This is a genomic window from Thermomonas sp. HDW16, from assembly GCF_011302915.1.
In the GTDB taxonomy this organism is placed as follows: Bacteria; Pseudomonadota; Gammaproteobacteria; order Xanthomonadales; family Xanthomonadaceae; genus Thermomonas.
The window spans coordinates 1,236,997-1,255,418 of the sequence record NZ_CP049872.1 but is presented as its reverse complement, the minus strand read 5'-3'; the positions used below and the strand labels follow the sequence as shown (position 1 = coordinate 1,255,418).

Genomic DNA, 18,422 nt, shown 5'->3' with positions numbered 1-18,422 from the left:
GATGCGATGGCCGAGGTCTGCCACCACTGCGGCGAACCGCTGCTGCAGCCGGCGGTGCGCGCCGATGTCGATGGCGCCGCGCGCGGCTTCTGCTGCGAGGGCTGCGCGGCAGCCGCACGCTGGATCCTGGATGCACGCCTCGACGACTACTACCGCCTGCGCAGCGTGCCGGCCGGCCGCGTGGACGCCGACGCGCCCGCGTTGGCGGCCTGGGATCGCGAGGAACTGCTGGCCGGCCACGCCCGCGCGGTCGAAGGTGGCCGCGAGATCACCGTGCTCACCGACGGCATGCGCTGTGCCGCCTGCGCCTGGCTGATCGACCGCGCGCTGGCGCGCGAATCGGGCGTACTGGATTCCACTGCCAACGCCATCACAGGGCGCATCCGCATCGCCTGGAACCCGGCGCTCACCACGCTGTCGCAGCCGTTGGCGCGGTTGGCGTCGCTCGGCTACCGGCCGTACCTGGCCACCGGCGAGGCACGCGAGCGCGCCCGCCGCAGCGAACGCAACCGCGACCTGTTGCGGATCGGTCTGGCCGGCATCGGCGCGATGCAGGCGATGATGTTCGCCGAGGCGCTGTACCTGGATACCCGCGGCGAAATGCCGCTGCCCACCCGCGATTTCTTCCGCTGGATCACCTTCATGGTGTCCACGCCGGTGGTGTTCTGGGCCGGCTGGCCGTTCCTGGTCGGCGCCTGGCACGAACTGCGCGGGCGACGGCTGGGCATGGATGTGCTGATCGCGGGCTCCACCCTGCTGGCATGGGCGGCCAGCACGATCGAAACGGTGCGTGGCGGCGTCCACGTCTGGTACGACGCAGCGGTGATGTTCGTGTTCCTGCTGCTGGTCGCGCGTCAGCTGGAACAGCGCGCGCGCGGCATCGCCAGCGCGCAGGTCGATGCGTTGGCGCGCGCACGGCCCGCGTTCGCCACCCGCGAACTGGCCGACGGCAGCCGCGAATCGGTGCCGCTGGATGCGTTGGCGGTGGACGACATCGTGCGCGTTGCAGTGGGCGAACCGGTGCCGGCCGACGGCGTGCTGCTGGACGACGACGCCCGCTTCGAGGAATCCCTGCTGACCGGCGAATCCACGCCGGTCAGCAAACATGCCGGCGATGCCGTGTACGCCGGCACCGCCTGCCGCGAACACGCCGCCAGGATGCGCATCACCGAAGTCGGCGCCGGCACCCGCCTCGCCGAACTGGCGCGGCTGGTGGAAACCGCGCAGGCGCACCGCCCGGCGCTGGCGCGCGGCGCCGAACGCATCGCCGGCTGGTTCGTGGCCGGCCTGCTGCTGGCGGCCACCGCGGTCTACCTGTGGTGGCGCGCCCACGACCCGGCGCGCGCCTTCGAAGTGACGCTGGCGCTACTGGTGATCAGCTGCCCCTGCGCATTGTCGCTCGCGGTACCCGCCGCACTGGCCGCCGCGCACGGCGCACTCGCCAAGATCGGCGTGCTGTCGGTACGCCCGGACGCACTGGATCGACTGGCGCGAGTCACCGACGTGGTGTTCGACAAAACCGGCACCCTCGGCGACGGCAAGCCGCACCTGCAGGGCGTGGATGCCTGCATCGGCATCGATGCCGACAAAGCCCTGTGCATCGCCGCCGCGCTGGAACGCGACAGCAGCCACCCGCTGGCCGCCGCCTTCGCGCACGTTGCAGGTGTTCCCACCGCCGCCAACCTGCGTGCAGTGGCCGGACAGGGCGTGGAAGGCATGATCGATGGCCAGCGCTGGCGGATCGGCACCGCGCCGTTCGCCATCGGCCAGGACGACGATGGCGCGATCTGGTTGGGCAACGCTGCCGGGGCACGCGCGCGCTTCGCCTTCGCCGAACGCGAACGGCCGGATGCCGCGCGCGCGGTCGCGCGCTTGCGCGAACAGGGACTGGCGCTGCATCTGGCCAGCGGCGATGCCGCCGCACCGGTGGCGCGCTTCGCCGAGGCGGTAGGCATCAGCGATGCGTATGCGCGCCAGTCGCCGGAAGACAAATTGGCGCGGGTGCGTGCGCTGCAGGCCGACGGCCGCAGCGTGGCGATGGTCGGCGACGGCCTCAACGATGCGCCGGTGCTGGCCGGGGCCGACGTGTCGCTGGCGATCGGCGACGGCGCGGCACTGGCCCAGCGCGCCGCCGACCTGGTGCTGTCCGGCAGCGCGCTGGGCAATGTACCCGCCGCCATCGCCATCGCCCGCCGCACTCGCCGCATCGTCCGCCAAAACCTGGCCTGGGCGGTCGGCTACAACCTGCTCGCCCTGCCGCTGGCCGCCGCAGGCGTGGTGACGCCGTGGCTGGCGGCGCTGGGCATGGCATTGTCTTCGCTGGCGGTCACCGCCAACGCGCTGCGGCTGACAAGGGTTCCTTCGCGATGAACATCCTGCTGTTCCTGATCCCCATCAGCCTGGTGATGATCGGCGCGGCCGCCCTACTGTTCGCATGGGCGGTGAAACACGGCCAGTTCGACGACCTCGACACGCCCGCCATCGACATCCTCCGCGACGACGACGTACCCGCTCCACAGCCGCCACGCGAGAAGGCAGGCGACGATGCCGATTGACGGACTGGTGCTGCTGGCCGCGTTCGCCAGCGGCCTGCTCGGCACCGTGCATTGCGCGGCGATGTGCGGCGGCATCGCCACCAGCCTCTCCGTCGGACAACGCGACAGCGTGTGGATGGCGGCATTGCCCAACCTCGGCCGCGTGCTGGGCTACGCGTTGGCCGGTGCCATCGTCGGCGGACTCGGTGGAGGCCTGCTGGGCATCGCGCGCATGCCCGGACTCGGGATCGCGATGCGCGCGATGGTCGGCATCGTGCTGGTCATCGCCGGCCTGCGGCTGCTGGATCGCAGGCATCGCCTGCGGAACTTCGGTGGCGGTGCCGGCTCCCGCCTGTGGCAGTGGCTGGCGCCGCTGCGCGCGCGCGTCTGGCCGGCGGACACCGCCGGCAAACGGCTGGTGCTTGGCATGGTCTGGGGCTGGATGCCCTGCGGCCTCAGCACCACCCTGCTCGCTGCGGCATGGCTGCAGGCCAGCGCCGTGCATGGCGCACTGACCATGGCCGCATTCGGCCTAGGCACCCTGCCGCTGATGATCCCGCTGACCTGGGCCGGCGCGCGCATCGGCCAACGCCTGCAGCGTGGCGGTTTGCGCACCATGGCGGGCGGGCTGGTGATCGTTGCCGGCTTGCTCACGCTTGCCGGGCCGTGGTTGATGCATGTGCCGGTCTTGCACGGCGTACTGGAAGCGCTGGGCTGCCGCAGCCTAGCGAGATGATGCGCTAGAACATCCCCAGCGCGTTCGGTGAATCCTTCGGGATCTCCTGCCCCAGATCCCACAATTCGACGATCCTGCCATCGGCGAAGCGCACGATGTGGACGACGGCATATTCCAACTCCGCCTGCGCGCGGCGCAGGTGCGACAGCACCGCCACGCGATCGCCACCTTCGATCACCTGCTTCGGCTCGAACGATTTGTTCGGCTCGGCCGCCGCGCTCTGTTCCATCGCCAGCAGCAAGGATTCCCGGTCACCGGGGAACCACGCGTTGTGATGGACGAAATCCGCAGCCACGAAGCGTGCGTAGGCTTCGCGTACCTCGCCACGGGCGCACATGCGCAGGAAGGTGGTGGCGATCTCGACATGATTCATGGCAGACATCCTGGTTGATGAAAATCCACGCCTGCAGACTATCAAAGCACTGCCGAATCCACCGCGGCAGTAGAATTGCCCCATGACCGACGACAGCATCCGCACCGCCTTCCACGGCTTCGAACAGATCCCCCTGCGCGAGTACGCCGAGCGCGCCTACCTCGACTACTCGATGTACGTGGTGCTCGACCGCGCCCTGCCCTTCATCGGCGACGGCCTGAAACCGGTGCAGCGCCGGATCATCTATGCGATGAGCGAGCTCGGCCTCAATGCCGGGGCCAAGCCGAAGAAATCCGCGCGTACCGTGGGCGACGTGATCGGCAAGTACCACCCGCACGGCGATTCCGCCTGCTACGAAGCGATGGTGCTGATGGCGCAGCCGTTCAGCTACCGCTATCCGCTGGTCGAAGGACAGGGCAATTTCGGTTCCACCGACGATCCGAAGTCGTTTGCGGCGATGCGTTACACCGAATCCAAGCTGTCGCCCATCGCCGAAGTGCTGCTGGGCGAACTCGGCCAGGGCACCGTCGACTGGGACCCGAATTTCGACGGCACCCTGGAAGAACCCACGTGGATGCCGGCGCGCCTGCCGCACCTGCTGCTCAACGGCACCACCGGCATCGCCGTCGGCATGGCAACCGACGTACCGCCGCATAACCTCAACGAAGTGGTCAGCGCCTGCGTACGCCTGCTGGACGATCCCGACGCGACCGTGCGCGATCTGTGCGAACACGTGCGCGGCCCGGATTACCCGACTGCGGCGGAAATCATCACCCCCACCGCCGACCTGCAGGCGATGTACGAAACCGGCAACGGTTCGGTGCGCGCACGCGGCGTGTTCGTGAAAGAGAACACCAATATCGTCATCACCGAGCTGCCCTATCAGGTCAGCCCGAGCAAGGTGATCGAGCAGATCGCGACGCAAATGCGCGCAAAGAAACTGCCGTGGCTGGAAGACATTCGCGACGAATCCGACCACGCCAATCCCACCCGCATCGTGCTGGTGCCGCGCAGCAACCGCGTCGATGCCGAACAACTGATGGGCCATCTGTTCGCGACCACGGATCTCGAGAAGAGTTACCGAGTCAACATGAACGTGATCGGCCTGGACGGCCGTCCGCAGGTCAAGAACCTGAAGATGCTGCTCAGCGAGTGGCTGGCATTCCGCAGCGATACCGTCACCCGTCGCCTCAAGCATCGACTCGAGAAAGTCGAGCGCCGCCTGCACCTGTTGGAAGGCTTGCTGGTCGCGTTCCTGAATCTCGACGAAGTCATCCGCATCATCCGCACCGAGGACGAACCGAAGGCCGCGCTGATCGCACGCTTTGCGCTGTCCGAAGACCAGACGGATTACATCCTCGATACCAAGCTGCGCCAGCTGGCGCGGCTGGAAGAGATGAAGATTCGCGGCGAGCAGGACGAACTCGATGCAGAACGCGATCGCCTGATCTCGACGTTGGAAAGCAAGGCCAAGCTGAAGAAGCTGATCAAGGATGAGTTGCTGGCCGATGCCAAGAAATTCGGCGATGCACGCCGCAGCCCGCTGGTCGCGCGCGTAGCCGCGCAGGCGCTGGACGAAACCGAACTGGTCGCCAGCGAACCGATGACCGTGGTGGTCAGCGACAAGGGCTGGGTGCGCGCGGCCAAGGGCCACGATATCGATGCCGCCGCACTCAGCTATCGCGAAGGCGATGGCTTGCTCGCCGCAGTGAAGGCACGCAGCAACCAGCAGGTCGCCTTCCTCGATTCGGCGGGGCGCAGCTATTCGACTGCCGTGCACACACTGCCCTCGGCGCGTGGCAACGGCGAGCCGCTGACCGGCCGCTTCACTCCCGCACCAGGCGCGAGCTTCCAGGCGCTGGCCAGCGGCGACAACGATGCACGCTTCGTGATCGCCTCCAGCCACGGCTACGGCTTCGTCACCCGCTTCGAGAATCTCACCAGCCGCAACAAGGCCGGCAAGGCGCTGCTCTCCTTGTCCGAAGGCGGGCTGGTGTTGCAACCCGCCGCGGTGGCCGATGTCGCGGCGGATCGCATCGTCGCGGTCACCAGCGCCGGCCATGTGCTCGTCTTCCCGTTGAGCGAACTGCCGGAACTCGACAAGGGCAAGGGCAACAAGATCATCGAGATCCCCAAGGCCAAGCGCGGCACCGAGAAGGTCGTCGCCGTCGCCGTGGTGCCGCCTGCCGGCAAGCTGCAGGTGAAATCCGGTGCGCGCACGATGACGCTTTCGTTCAAGGAACTTGACGATTACGTCGGTGCGCGCGGTTCGCGTGGCGGGCTGTTGCCGCGTGGCTGGCAGAAGGTCGATGCCTTGGCCGTCGAGGCGTAACCGCCACATCGACGGCGAGACCATCGGGTGTTTCGCGTAGCGGCATTTTGAGCCGCGGAGCCCCTGCCAGTCGGCCTGCATGCCGACTGGCGTTCGTGGGCTCGCAGCGTACGCTGCTCGAAAGCCCCACTTACCCCGATGGTAGGCGCCGTCGAACGAGGAGACACGCATGCACCCCGAGTTTTGGCACCAGCGCTGGGCCGACAACCAGATCGGCTTCCACCAAGACACGCCCACGCCACTACTGCTCAAGCATTGGCCCGCGCTGGACATCCCCGCCGGTGCTCAAGTGTTCGTGCCGCTGGCCGGCAAGTCGCTGGACATGGTCTGGTTCGCGGCACAGGGCTATCGCGTGCTGGGCGTGGAACTTTCGCAACTCGCCATCGAACAATTCTTCGTTGAACACGGGCTGCAACCGGACATCCGTGAATCGAAGTACGGCCGCCATTACTCGGCGAATGGCATCGAACTCATCTGCGGCGACGCCTTCGCACTGGATGCGCAGGCCTTGCGCGATTGCGCGGCGGTGTTCGACCGTGCCGCGCTGATAGCGCTGCCACCGGAACTGCGCCAGCGCTATGCCCGCGAGGTCTACGCGAAGTTGCCCACCGGCTGCCGTGGTCTGCTGATCACCCTGGAATACCCGCAGGCCGAACGCGCCGGCCCGCCGTTCTCGGTGCTGCAGGACGAAGTGTTGTCGCTGTATTCCGCCGACTGGGACATCGAGCTACTGGAACGCCGGCCGATTCCGCCGGAACACCCCGGCTACGTGGCCGGGGTATCGCAGCTGGACACGGCGGTCTACGTGCTGCGCCGGCGCTAGAGCGCCATCACCGCCGCGTTGTGCACACCGGCCACCGCACGCCCGGATGGATCGGCCATCGTCGCGAAAGCCGCATCCCACGCAATCGCAGCGGGCGAAGAACACGCGATCGACTTGCCGCCCGGCACCGTGTTCGCGCAGGCCTCGCCGGGGAAAATCTCCTCGAAGATGCGGCGATAGAAATACGCTTCCTTGGTCTGCGGCGCGTTGATCGGGAAACGCTGACTGGCTGCAGCGAAATCCGCATCGCTCACCTGCGCTTCGGCCTGCGCCTTCAAGCCATCGATCCAGCCATAGCCCACGCCATCGCTGAACTGCTCCTTCTGCCGCCACAGGATTTCCTGCGGCAGATAACCCTCGAAGGCCTCGCGCAGCACCGATTTTTCGATTTTCCCGCCGCCGCTCATCTTGTGCTTGGCGTCCATGCGCATCGCCACGTCCATGAACTCGACATCCAGGAACGGCACGCGCGGCTCCACGCCCCAGGCCATCATCGACTTGTTGGCGCGCAGGCAATCGTAGCTGTGCAGCGCATCCAGCTTGCGCACCAGCTCATCGTGGAATTCACGCGCGTTCGGCGCCTTGTGGAAGTAGAGGTAGCCGCCGAACAGCTCGTCGCTGCCCTCGCCGCTGAGCACCATCTTCACCCCCATCGCCTTGATCCGCCGCGCCAGCAGGAACATCGGCGTGGATGCGCGAATCGTGGTGACGTCGTAGGTCTCGATATGGCGAATCACTTCCGGTAGCGCGTCCAACCCCTCGGCGAAGCTGTAGGTGAAGCCGTGATGCACCGTGCCCAGCGCATCCGCAGCGATCTGCGCGGCGGCAAGATCCGGCGAACCGTCCAGTCCGATGGCGAAGCTGTGCAGGCGCGGCCACCAGGCTTCGCCCTTGTCATCGTCCTCTACCCGCTTGCGCGCAAATTTGGCCGCGCACGCGGCGACCAGCGAGGAATCCAGCCCGCCCGAGAGCAGCACGCCATACGGCACGTCGCTCATCATCTGCCGATGCACGGCGCGCTCGAAGGCCTCACGCAGTTCGGCCTTGTCGGCAGAGACACCCTGCACCGCGTCGTAATCGCGCCAGGCGCGTTTGTACCAATGGATCAGCTCGCCTGTCGCGCTGTCATAGACATGGCCGGGCGGGAATGCGGCCACGTCGTCGCAGACGCGCACCAGTGACTTCATTTCCGACGCCACCCACAGCCGGCCGTCGGCATCGTGGCCCCAGTACAGCGGGCAGATGCCCATGTGGTCGCGCGCGATCAGCACGCGCTTGGCGTCGGCATCCCACAGGGCGAAAGCGAAGATGCCGTTGAGCCGGCCCAGCCAGGTTTCGGGGGCTTCGCCATCACGGTACAGCGCGTTGACCACCTCGCAATCGGAGCCGGTCTGAAACGCGTAGGGCTTGGCCAGGCGACGTTCGAGCTCGCGATGGTTGTAGATCTCGCCGTTCACCGCCAGCGCCAGCGTGCCGTCGGCGGAATGGATCGGCTGCGCGCCGCCGGCGGGATCGACGATGGCCAGGCGCTCGTGCACCAGCAGCGCATTCGCATCCACGTGCACCCCGCTCCAGTCCGGGCCGCGATGGCGCTGGCGCGCGGACAGCGACAAGGCCAGCGGCCGCAGGGGTTGCAGGTCCGCGCCGGGGCGGAGGTCGAAGACGCCGAGGATCGAGCACATCGTGGAAGTCCTTGAGGGGATGTTTCGGAGGGAAAAACGAAAAGGCCCGCACTTTGCAGTGCGGGCCTCGGGAAGATCAGCGTGTGACGCGCGCGCTAATCGCCGACCCGCGGGGGGCTGGCGTTGTTGCGATTATTGTTGGCACGCTGGAAGCTCATGGCTCGACCTTAACCCGCCGCATCGGCATCGCGCAACGGTTGCGCCAGCAACCGTTCGAGCAGGGCCAGGTACAGATCCGGCAGGGCATCCAGATCAGCCACGCTCACGTTCTCATCGACCTTGTGGATGCTGGCATTGACCGGCCCGATCTCCACGCATTGCGCGCCCAGCGGCGCGATGAAGCGCGCATCCGAGGTGCCGCCGCCGGTGCTTTCTTCCGGCGGCGCACCGGAGAACTGCGTCAGCACCTCGCGTGCAGCCTCGCGCAGCGGGCCTTCCGGCGTGTAGAACGGTTCACCGCCGCGATGCCAGCGGATGTCGAATTCAAGCCCGTAATCGCGCAGCAGGGTTTCGCACTCCGCTTCCAGCTGCGCGGCAGTCCAATTCGGGTTGTAGCGCAGGTTGAACAGCAGCGTCGCTTCGCCGGGGATCACGTTGTTGGCGCCGGTGCCGGCATTGAAATTACTGATTTGCAGACTGGTTGGCGGGAAGCTTTCGTAACCCGCATCCCACTGCTTCCATGCGAGCTCGGCCAATGCCGGCAGCGCCTGATGGATCGGGTTGCGCGCCTTGTCCGGATACGCCACATGGCCCTGGATACCCTTCACCGTCAGCGTGGCGGACAAGGTGCCACGCCGACCGACGCGCAGCAGATCGCCTAGTTTCACCTTCGATGACGGTTCACCGGTGATGCACCAGTCGATGCGCTGGCCGCGCTCGCGGAACAACTCCGCGACCTTGCGCACGCCATCAATGGCATCGCCCTCTTCGTCCGACGTCAGCAGCAACGCCACCGTGCCCGCATGTTGTGGATGCGCGGCCACGAAGCGTTCCAGCGCGATGACGAACGCCGCCACGCTGCCCTTCATGTCCGCCGCGCCGCGCCCGTAGAGCACGCCATCGCGCACCTCGGGCACGAACGGATCGCTGGCCCAGGCCTCTCGCGGGCCGGACGGCACCACGTCGGTGTGCCCGAGCAGCACCAACACCGGGCCATCGCCGCTACCGTGCGTTGCCCACAGGTTGTCGACCTCGCCGAAGCGCAGCTGTTCGATGCTGAAGCCCGCGCGCTGCAGGCGATCGGCGATCAGCGCCTGACAACCGGCGTCGTCCGGCGTCACCGATGGGCGCAGGATCAACTCCTTCGTCAATGCGAGAACTTCGCTCACTTGTCGACCCCGAAAAGCTTCTTGAAGCCGTTGTCGCTGAAACCCTGCGACACGCTGCCATCGTCCAGCACCACCACCGGCCGGCGGATCAGCTGCGGATATTCCTTGAGCAGCAGCTTCCATTCGGCATCGCTGCCCGGCGTCTTGCGGTTGGGCGGCAACTGGCGCCAGGTGGTGGACGATTTGTTGATCAGCGCATCCCAACCACCGGCCGCGTCCTTCCATGCCACCAGCGTCTCCGGCGATTGCCGTTCGTCGCGGTAGTCGACGAAGGCGTATTCGATACCGAAACGCTTCAGCCAGTTCTGCGCCTTCTTGCAGGTGTCGCAGTTCTTCAGGCCGTACAGGGTTGTCGCCATCAGTCCGCCAACCCACGCAACAGGTCGTTGATGCTGGTCTTGCTGCGCGTCTTTGCATCCACTTGCTTGACGATCACCGCGCAGTACAGCGAATGACTGCCATCGGCGGCGGGCAGCTGGCCGGAGACGACCACGCTGTATGGCGGCACGCGGCCGTAGCTGATCTCGCCAGTGGCTCGGTTGTAGACGCGCGTGCTCTGGCCGAGGAAAACGCCCATGCCGATCACGCTGTGATGGCCGACCACGAAACCTTCCACCACTTCCGAACGCGCGCCGATGAAGCAGTGGTCTTCGATGATCGTCGGCGATGCCTGCAGTGGTTCCAGCACGCCACCGATGCCGGCGCCACCGGACAGATGGCAGTGCTTGCCGATCTGCGCGCAACTGCCGACCGTGGCCCAGGTATCGACCATGGTGCCTTCGCCGACATGTGCACCGATGTTCACGAAGCTCGGCATCAGCACAACGTCCTTGCCGATATGGCTACCCGCACGGACGATCGCACCCGGCACCACGCGCACGCCGAGCTTGCGGAAATCCGCCTCGTCGAACTCGGCAAAGCGCGCCGGCACCTTGTCCCAGAACGGCGCCGGGTAGCTTTCGACCAGCTCCATTTCCTGGGTGCGGAAATACAGCAGCACCGCCTTCTTCAGCCATTCGTTGACCTGCCAGCCGCCGTTGCCATCCGGTTCGGCAACGCGCAGCTGGCCTTTCTCCAGCCCTTCGATGGCGCGTTCGACGGCCGGGCGCGTTGCACCTTCAAGTTCTTCCGGCGTCAACGTCGCACGCCGCTCCCACGCGCTTTCGATCTCGAAACGCAGCGTCTCCATCTCTGCCGCGCGCGCGGCGTCGCGCGACGGCTTTGCCGGCGCTTCGGCGGCGGCTTTCTTCTTTGGCTTGGCGGGGCTCATCTTGAATCTCCGTCGAGTGCGGCCAGCAGCGCGTCGCGCAGTGCTTGCCGTTGGTGGTCGTCTTGCAACGGGCGATTGTGCTCGTCGCTGATCTGGAACATGTCCTCGGCACGCTCGCCGAAGGTGGCGATGCGCGCGTCGTGCACGCGCAGGCGTTGTTCGCGCAATGCGCGCGCCACGTCGGCCAGCAAGCCGGGGCGGTCGTTGCCGACGATGCTGACCAGGGTGCGTCCGTTTTCGGCAACAGCGAATGCTACCTGCGGCGCGATGCGGAAATGACGCAGGTGGCGCGGCTGGCTGCGCCGCGTGGGCTGCATGCGACGCAGGTCGCCAGCAAGCATGCGCTGCAGGCCAGCTCCGATCTGCGCCGGCGTCGGCGCTTGCCGCGGATCGTTCGGCAACACGTGGAAGGTATCGAAAATCGTCGCGTCGGGACCGTCCAGCGCGCGCGCCTGCAGGATCGCCAGGCCGGCGCGGTCGAGCGCAATCACGATCGCCGCAAACAGGCCATCGCGATCCGGCGCATGCACCAGCACTTCATGGCCACCGCCGGGCAGTTGCCGCGCATGGGTGACGACCGCACCGTGAGCGGCATCGCGCAAGGCATTCGCCTGCCAGACGATCTGCTCCGGCCGGCTGCGCAGGAAGTTGTCGCGTGGCATGCGCGCGAAGATCGCGTCGATGGCGCTATCGTCGTCGTGGCCTTCGGCGACCAGCAATGCGCGTGCCGCGGCGCGGTTCTCGTCGATGCGTTCATCGGCGGCGACCGGATGTTCTAGGCCGCGACGCAACGCGAGGCGCGTGGCTGTGTGCAGATCGGCCAGCAGGCGATCCTTCCACGCATTCCACAGCTTTGGCGAGGTGCCGGCGATGTCCGCGCAAGTCAGCAGGTAGAGGTAATCGAGGCGCTGACGATCCTCGACGATGGCCGCGAAGCGATGGATCACCTCGGGATCGGTGATGTCCTGCTTCTGCGCGGTCACCGACATCAGCAGGTGCTTGCGCACCAGCCATTCGACCAACGCGGTATCGGCCTCGGACAGGCCCATCGCCGTGCAGAATTCGCGCGCATCCACTGCACCGAGTTCCGAATGATCGCCGCCGCGACCCTTGCCGATGTCGTGGAACAGGCCGGCGAGCAGCAACAACTCCGGCTTGCGCAGCGACGGCCACACGGTGTGTGCGACCGAGAATCGTTCGTTCGGCTCGCCGGACGCGAACGCCGCCAGGTTGCGCAGCACCGCCAGCGTGTGCTGGTCGACGGTGTAGACGTGGAACAGGTCGAATTGCATGCGCCCGGAGACCTGCGCGAAGGCCGGAATCCAATGCCCAAGCACGCCAAGCCGGGCCATCCGCTCCAGCGTCTTCACCGGTTGCGGGCCGCGCAACAATTGCATGAAGTCCGCGCGCAACTGCGGCGTAGCCTTCGCGTAGCGCGGGATACCCGGCAACGCGCGCGCGAGTTCCCGCGCCGTCTGCGAATGCAGGCCGCGCAAACCGGGATCGGCCGCCCAGGCGGCGAACAGCGCGAACACATGCGCGGCGTCCTCGATCAACCAACCCGGCTTGCGGATGGAGAGATAGCCGCGGCGCAATTCCAGATTGCCGTCGAGCAGTTGCGGCTCGGCGGCGCCATCGAAATGCTCCTCGAAACGCTGCAGCAAGCGATCGTTGACCCGCCGCACGATCGCCGCGCTGCGGTAGAAGCCCTGCATCATTTTCTCGACGCCGAGCGAATCGGCATCGTCGAGGTAACCGAGGCGTTCGGCCAGCAGCTTCTGGTAATCGAAACGCAGCCGCTCTTCGCGCCGCCCGGCGACCAGGTGCAGGCCGAAGCGCAGGCGGCCAAGCGCGCGGCGTTCGCGATCCAGCGCCACGGCTTCATCGGCACCGAGGTGATCGAGACCCACCAACGGATCCAGCTCGCGCACGCCGAAACTGCGCAGCGCCATCCAGCCCAGCATCTGCAGGTCGCGCAGGCCGCCGGGGCCGTCCTTGAGGTTGGGTTCCAGGTTGTCGCTGGTATCGCCGAAGCGCGCGTGGCGCTGCGCCTGCTCCTGCACTTTCGCCTCGAAGTAGGCGCGCGCCGACCAGATGCGTTCGGGCGAGATCGCATCGCGCAACCGCCCTTGCGCGGCCTCATCCGCGACCAGGGCACGCGCTTCCATCAACGCGGTCAACACGGTCTGGTCGGCGGCGGCTTCCGTGCATTGCGCGACTGAACGCACCGCCTGGCTGGCCTGCAAGCCTGCATCCCAAAGCACTGCAAGGAAGCGCGCCAACGCGGGCTGCTGCGCCTGCTGCACATCGCTTTCGGCCAGTACCAGCAGGTCGATGTCGGAATGCGGGAACAATTCGCCACGGCCGTAACCGCCCACCGCGAACAAGGCGAGTCCGGCATCGGGCCCGCCTTCGTCGGTGGTGATGCAGCGCTGCCAGGCCTCGAGGATCAGTGCATCGGCCGCGCGCGTGCGCAGGGCCACGAGCTTGTCGACGGCTTCGCCGCCATCGAAACGGCTCGCAAGCCTTGCATCGGTCTGTGCGAGAGAGGCGCGGCTTGCGGCGGCCCAGTCGGCATCGCCTTCGGGGCCGGCGGGCAGCTCAGCCGGAACCGCGTGCGGATCGGCTGCCGCCTGCGTGCTCACAGATCGTTGTCGTCGCCCGGCAGGCGGGTCAGGATCTCCACGCCATCGGCGGTCACTGCCACCGTGTGCTCCCACTGCGCGGACAGCTTGCGGTCCTTGGTGACCACGGTCCAACCGTCCGGCAACACCTTGGTGTGGCGCGCGCCTTCATTGATCATCGGCTCGATGGTGAAGGTCATGCCTTCCTTCAGCACCACGCCCTCGCCCGGGCGCCCGTAATGCAGCACCTGCGGATCGTCGTGGTAGACCTTGCCGATGCCGTGGCCGCAGTACTCGCGCACCACGCTGAAGCGTTCGGCCTCGGCGTATTGCTGGATCGCATGGCCGACATCGCCCAAGGTTGCGCCGGGCTTGACCGCGCGGATGCCACGGAACATGGCCTCGCGGGTCACGTCGACCAGGCGCTTGGCCATCACCGACGGCGTGCCGACGAAGTACATGCGGCTGGTATCGCCGTGCCAGCCATCCTTGATCACGGTGACGTCGATATTGACGATGTCGCCGTCCTTGAGGACCTTGGCCTCGCTGGGGATGCCGTGGCAGATCACGTTGTTGACCGAGGTGCACACGGTCTTGGGGAAGCCGCGGTAGCCGACGTTGGCCGGGATCGCCTTTTGCACGTTCACGATATGGTCGTGGCAGATGCGGTCCAGTTCCTCGGTGGTCACGCCCGGCTTCACGAACGGGGCGACGACCTGCAGCACTTCGGCGGCCAGGCGGCCCGCTTCGCGCATCTTTTCGAGGTCGGCGGCGGTTTTCAGGTCGATGCTCATGGCCGGATTATCGCCGATCCGCCCCCCGGATTGCGCTAGCCCCGGGATTCAGCCATAATTTCAAGGCTTTATCGCCGCCATGTCGGGCGACACCGACAAATCCACACCTGTCGACAACCCCTGCGCCGGGGTGCTCCGCAAGGAGTTCGGACGCAGTGACGGCAGGGAGGCCCAACCCCGGGATCCAGCGTCTTCAATGGCGCAGCGCCTCCATTTCCGGCGCGGGTTCCAACCATCGGAGTTACTGCAATGCCCCAGATCACCATGCGCCAGATGCTGGAAGCCGGCGTCCATTTCGGCCACCAGACCCGCTACTGGAACCCCAAGATGGGCCCGTACATCTTCGGCGCCCGCGGCAAGATCCACATCATCAACCTCGAGAAGACCGTCCCGCTGTTCAACGACGCGATGAACTTCATCAGCGGCGTGGCGCAGAAGCGCGGCACCATCCTGTTCGTGGGCACCAAGCGCAGCGCGCGCGACCCGATCAAGGAAGAAGCGACCCGTTGCGGCATGCCGTACATGACCCAGCGCTGGCTGGGCGGCTCGCTGACCAACTTCGCCACCGTGAAGAAGTCGGTCGCCCGCCTGAAGGAACTGGAAGCCGCGGAAACCGACGGCACCTTCCAGAAGCTGGTCAAGCACGAAGTGATGGGCCTGCGCCGCGAGCGCGACAAGCTGGAAGCCAGCCTGGGCGGCATCAAGGACATGAACCGCCTGCCGGACGCGCTGTTCGTGATCGACATCGGCCATGAAGACATCGCCATCAAGGAAGCCAAGAAGCTCGGCATCCCGGTGATCGCGGTGGTCGACACCAACTACGACCCCAACCTGGTCGATTACGCCATCCCGGGCAACGACGACGCCATCCGTGCCGTGCAGCTGTACGCCGGTGCCGCCGCCGACGCCGTGCTGGAAGGCAAGGCTGCCGCGCCGTCGGCCGCCAGCGTTCGCGAGGAAGACTTCGCCGCCGCCGTCGAAGGCGAGGACAAGAAGCCGGCCCGCCGCGCCCCGGCCAAGAAGGCCGCGCCGAAGGCCGAGTAATCCTGCGGTCACGTGGCCGCGCCACAGTGCGCGGCTGCGTCGCATGGAATTCCGCATCACATCGGCGGGCCACGGCCCGCCCAACGCCCTTTTTTGAGGTAGCAATCCAATGGCTGAAATCACCGCTTCCCTGGTCAAGGAACTGCGCGAGCGCACTGGCGCCGGCATGATGGAGTGCAAGAAGGCACTCACCGAAAGCAACGGCGACATCGACGCCGCCGCCGAAGCCCTGCGCAAGTCCGGCCTGGCCAAGGCCGACAAGAAGGCCAGCCGCGTGGCCGCCGAAGGCCGCATCGCGGTCGCCCAGGCCAACGGCAAGGCCGTGCTGGTCGAAATCAATTCCGAAACCGACTTCGTCGCCAAGGACGAGAACTTCGTCGCCTTCACCGACGCCGTCGCCCAGGCCGCCCTGGCCTCCGGCGCCGCCGACGTGGAAGCGCTGAAGTCCGCCAAGCTGCCGAACGGCGAGACCGTCGAGGAAGCCCGCGCCGCCGCCATCGCCAAGCTGGGCGAGAACATCCTGGTGCGCCGCATGTCCGCCATCAACAGCAGCAACAACGTGGCTGCCTACTCGCACGGCGGCAAGATCGGCGTGCTGGTCGAAGTGGCCGGTGGCGACGCCGATTTCGCGCGTGGCGTGGCCATGCACGTGGCCGCGATGAACCCGCCGCACAACAAGGCCGCCGACGTGCCGGCCGAGTTCGTGGCGAAGGAAAAGGAAATCGAACTGGCCAAGATGTCCGAGAAGGACAAGCAGAAGCCGGCCGAAATCCTCGAGAAGATCATCGGCGGCAAGATCGCCAAGATCGTCAACGAAGTCAGCCTGTACGGCCAGCCCTACGTGCTGAACACCGACCAGACCGTCGAGCAGGCCGCCAAGGCCGCTGGCGCGGACGTTGTGTCCTTCACCCGCCTGGCGGTGGGCGAAGGCATCGAGAAGGTGGTCGAGGACTACGCCGCGGAAGTGGCGAAGGCCATGCAGGTCTGATCGACCGCGCCATTGCAATACCGAGAAACCCGCCGGCAACGGCGGGTTTTTTGTTGCCACGCGAAAGACCGCCTGCTGCATCGGCTAGAATTCCGCCGTTTACCCAACCGGAGCCTGCACATGTCGAACCTCGCCTATCGCCGTGTCCTGCTCAAGCTCTCCGGCGAAGCCCTGATGGGCGACGAGGATTACGGCATCGACCCGAAGGTGATCGGGCGACTGGCGCGCGAAGTGATGGAAGTGCGCGAAGCCGGCGCGGAGATCGCGCTGGTGATCGGCGGCGGCAACATCTTCCGCGGCGCAGGCCTGGCCGCCGGCGGCATGGACCGCGTCACCGGCGACCAGATGGGCATGCTGGCCACCGTGATCAACGCACTCGCCATGCAGGACGCGCTGGAAAAACTCGGCGGCAAATCGCGGGTGATGAGCGCGATCAAGATCAATGACGTCTGCGAGGACTACATCCGCCGCCGCGCCGTGCGCCACCTGGAAAAGGGCCGCATCGCGATCTTCGCCGCCGGTACCGGCAACCCGTTCTTCACCACCGATTCCGGCGCCGCGTTGCGCGCGATCGAGATCGGCGCCGACCTGCTGCTGAAGGCGACCAAGGTCGATGGCGTGTACGACAAGGATCCGAAGAAGCACGCTGACGCGGTGAAGCTGGACACGCTGAGCTACGACGAGGTGATCGCCCGCAACCTGCAGGTGATGGATACCGCCGCGTTCGCGCTGTGCCGCGACGCCGACCTGCCGCTGCGCATCTTCGACATGGCCCAGCCCGGCGTGCTGCTGCGCATCCTGCGCGGCGAGAAGATCGGCACCCTGGTGCAGGGTCGCAGCTGATCGCCCGCGCGTAATTGTGTCCGCGCCAGCGCGCGGTCACGCTTTGCCGATGCACGCCCATTCCCACGACAACGGCACCCGCGCATTCGCGTGGGTGACCCTGATCAACCTCGCCTATACCGTGCTGGAAGCCGGTTACGGCTTCGCCACCAATTCGCTGGCGCTGCTGTCGGACGCGCTGCACAACTTCGGCGACGTGCTCGGCCTGGGCCTGGCCTGGGGCGCGGCCGTCATCGCCAAACGCCCGCCCACCGAGCGCCATACCTACGGCTGGCGCCGCGCCACCCTGCTCTCGCCGTTGGCCAACGCGCTGTTGCTGGTCGCGTTCTCCGGCGCGCTCGCGTGGGAGGCGATCCGCCGCTTCAACGCGCCGCCGGAGGTACCGGGCCTGCCGGTAATGGTGGTAGCGGCGATCGGCATCGTCATCAACCTCGGCGCGGCCTGGTTCGTGCGCGATGGCCACGACCACGACCTCAACCGCCGCGGCGCCTTCCTCCATTTGATCGCGGATGCCGCGGTATCGCTGGTGGCGGTGCTGGCCGGCGCCGGCATCTGGTGGCTGGGCTGGGCCTGGCTGGATCCGGCCACTGCCCTGCTGGTAGCGGTGGTGGTCGCCGTGGGTTCGTTCGGCCTGCTGCGCGATGCCTTCAATGCCGCGATGGACGCGGTGCCGCGCGGCATCGACCAGGCCGCCGTGCGCGACTGGTTGCTGCAGCAATCGGGTGTGTCCGCGGTGCACCACCTGCATATCTGGTCGCTGGGCGCTGGCGAGATCGCGATGACCGCGCATCTGGTCCGCGCGGACGATGCCGACCACGACGCCTTCATCGATCATCTCAACGACGGGTTGGACGAACGCTTCGGCATCAACCACCCGACCCTGCAGATCGAACGCGGCACCGGCAGCGGCCACGACTGCAACGACCGCGCACCGCATGGCCACGTCGTCGATACGCACCATGGACACACGCATGGTCACGATCACGCCCGCAGCGCGCATGCGGGCGGGGATGAGTTCGATCATCCGTAGAGAACGGCGGCCTCGCTTATA

16 protein-coding genes are annotated in these 18,422 nt (G+C 66.8%); 9 read left to right on the top strand and 7 right to left on the bottom strand.

Annotation, left to right across the window (positions count from 1 at the left end; all coding sequences use genetic code 11):
- The first annotated feature begins 6 nt into the window (after positions 1–6).
- From G7079_RS05760 to G7079_RS05750, 3 genes are read left to right on the top strand one after another with little or no spacing between them, the layout of a single operon-like run.
- Entirely contained in the window at positions 7–2,370 is a 2,364-nt protein-coding gene (locus G7079_RS05760) for a heavy metal translocating P-type ATPase (protein ID WP_166056404.1), read from the top strand.
- Positions 2,367–2,555, top strand: a complete 189-nt coding sequence (gene ccoS, locus G7079_RS05755) for a cbb3-type cytochrome oxidase assembly protein CcoS (RefSeq protein WP_166056403.1) — start codon at positions 2,367–2,369, stop codon at positions 2,553–2,555. Before G7079_RS05760 ends, ccoS begins: the two co-directional genes overlap by 4 nt.
- A complete protein-coding gene (locus G7079_RS05750; RefSeq protein ID WP_166056402.1) occupies positions 2,545–3,270 on the top strand; it encodes a sulfite exporter TauE/SafE family protein in 726 nt (241 codons plus the stop codon). Before ccoS ends, G7079_RS05750 begins: the two co-directional genes overlap by 11 nt.
- A gap of 4 nt (positions 3,271–3,274) precedes the next feature.
- Here G7079_RS05750 and G7079_RS05745 read toward each other — a convergent pair whose 3' ends face one another.
- Entirely contained in the window at positions 3,275–3,643 is a 369-nt protein-coding gene (locus G7079_RS05745; protein ID WP_240906251.1) for a nuclear transport factor 2 family protein, read from the bottom strand.
- An 82-nt stretch (positions 3,644–3,725) separates the two neighbouring features.
- On the opposite strand from G7079_RS05745, the gene parC reads away from it, so the two are divergent.
- Positions 3,726–5,975 (top strand): DNA topoisomerase IV subunit A, encoded by a 2,250-nt coding sequence (gene parC, locus G7079_RS05740; RefSeq protein ID WP_166056399.1) that lies wholly within the window; start codon positions 3,726–3,728, stop codon positions 5,973–5,975.
- A 169-nt stretch (positions 5,976–6,144) separates the two neighbouring features.
- Positions 6,145–6,798, top strand: a complete 654-nt coding sequence (locus tag G7079_RS05735) for a thiopurine S-methyltransferase (RefSeq protein ID WP_166056397.1) — start codon at positions 6,145–6,147, stop codon at positions 6,796–6,798.
- Here the strand turns inward: G7079_RS05735 and asnB are convergent.
- From asnB to map, 6 genes are all read right to left on the bottom strand, one after another.
- On the bottom strand, positions 6,795–8,480 hold the full coding sequence (asnB, locus tag G7079_RS05730) for an asparagine synthase B (protein WP_166056395.1): 1,686 nt from the start codon (positions 8,478–8,480) through the stop codon (positions 6,795–6,797). The genes G7079_RS05735 and asnB overlap by 4 nt on opposite strands.
- 167 nt (positions 8,481–8,647) lie before the next feature.
- Entirely contained in the window at positions 8,648–9,808 is a 1,161-nt protein-coding gene (gene dapE, locus G7079_RS05725) for a succinyl-diaminopimelate desuccinylase (protein ID WP_166056393.1), read from the bottom strand.
- On the bottom strand, positions 9,805–10,167 hold the full coding sequence (locus G7079_RS05720; RefSeq protein WP_166056391.1) for a Spx/MgsR family RNA polymerase-binding regulatory protein: 363 nt from the start codon (positions 10,165–10,167) through the stop codon (positions 9,805–9,807). The genes dapE and G7079_RS05720 overlap by 4 nt, the downstream gene beginning before the upstream one ends.
- Positions 10,167–11,078, bottom strand: coding sequence for a 2,3,4,5-tetrahydropyridine-2,6-dicarboxylate N-succinyltransferase (gene dapD, locus G7079_RS05715; protein ID WP_166056389.1), 912 nt, complete (start codon positions 11,076–11,078; stop codon positions 10,167–10,169). The genes G7079_RS05720 and dapD overlap by 1 nt, the downstream gene beginning before the upstream one ends.
- Positions 11,075–13,678, bottom strand: a complete 2,604-nt coding sequence (glnD, locus tag G7079_RS05710; protein ID WP_240906268.1) for a [protein-PII] uridylyltransferase — start codon at positions 13,676–13,678, stop codon at positions 11,075–11,077. Before glnD ends, dapD begins: the two co-directional genes overlap by 4 nt.
- 41 nt (positions 13,679–13,719) lie before the next feature.
- A complete protein-coding gene (map, locus tag G7079_RS05705; protein ID WP_166056385.1) occupies positions 13,720–14,496 on the bottom strand; it encodes a type I methionyl aminopeptidase in 777 nt (258 codons plus the stop codon).
- Between the two features lie 249 nt (positions 14,497–14,745).
- Here map and rpsB point away from each other — a divergent pair, with 249 nt between their 5' ends.
- The 4 genes from rpsB (at position 14,746) to G7079_RS05685 (ending at position 18,401) form a co-directional block, all read left to right on the top strand.
- On the top strand, positions 14,746–15,540 hold the full coding sequence (gene rpsB / locus G7079_RS05700; RefSeq protein WP_166056383.1) for a 30S ribosomal protein S2: 795 nt from the start codon (positions 14,746–14,748) through the stop codon (positions 15,538–15,540).
- Between the two features lie 109 nt (positions 15,541–15,649).
- The gene (gene tsf, locus G7079_RS05695; RefSeq protein WP_166056381.1) at positions 15,650–16,528 is read left to right on the top strand and encodes a translation elongation factor Ts; all 879 of its coding nucleotides are present in this window, start codon (positions 15,650–15,652) and stop codon (positions 16,526–16,528) included.
- 120 nt (positions 16,529–16,648) lie between these two features.
- Complete coding sequence (pyrH, locus tag G7079_RS05690) at positions 16,649–17,371, top strand: UMP kinase (RefSeq protein ID WP_166056379.1); 723 nt, start codon at positions 16,649–16,651, stop codon at positions 17,369–17,371.
- A 49-nt stretch (positions 17,372–17,420) separates the two neighbouring features.
- On the top strand, positions 17,421–18,401 hold the full coding sequence (locus G7079_RS05685) for a cation diffusion facilitator family transporter (protein WP_166056377.1): 981 nt from the start codon (positions 17,421–17,423) through the stop codon (positions 18,399–18,401).
- The last annotated feature ends 21 nt before the right edge of the window (positions 18,402–18,422 follow it).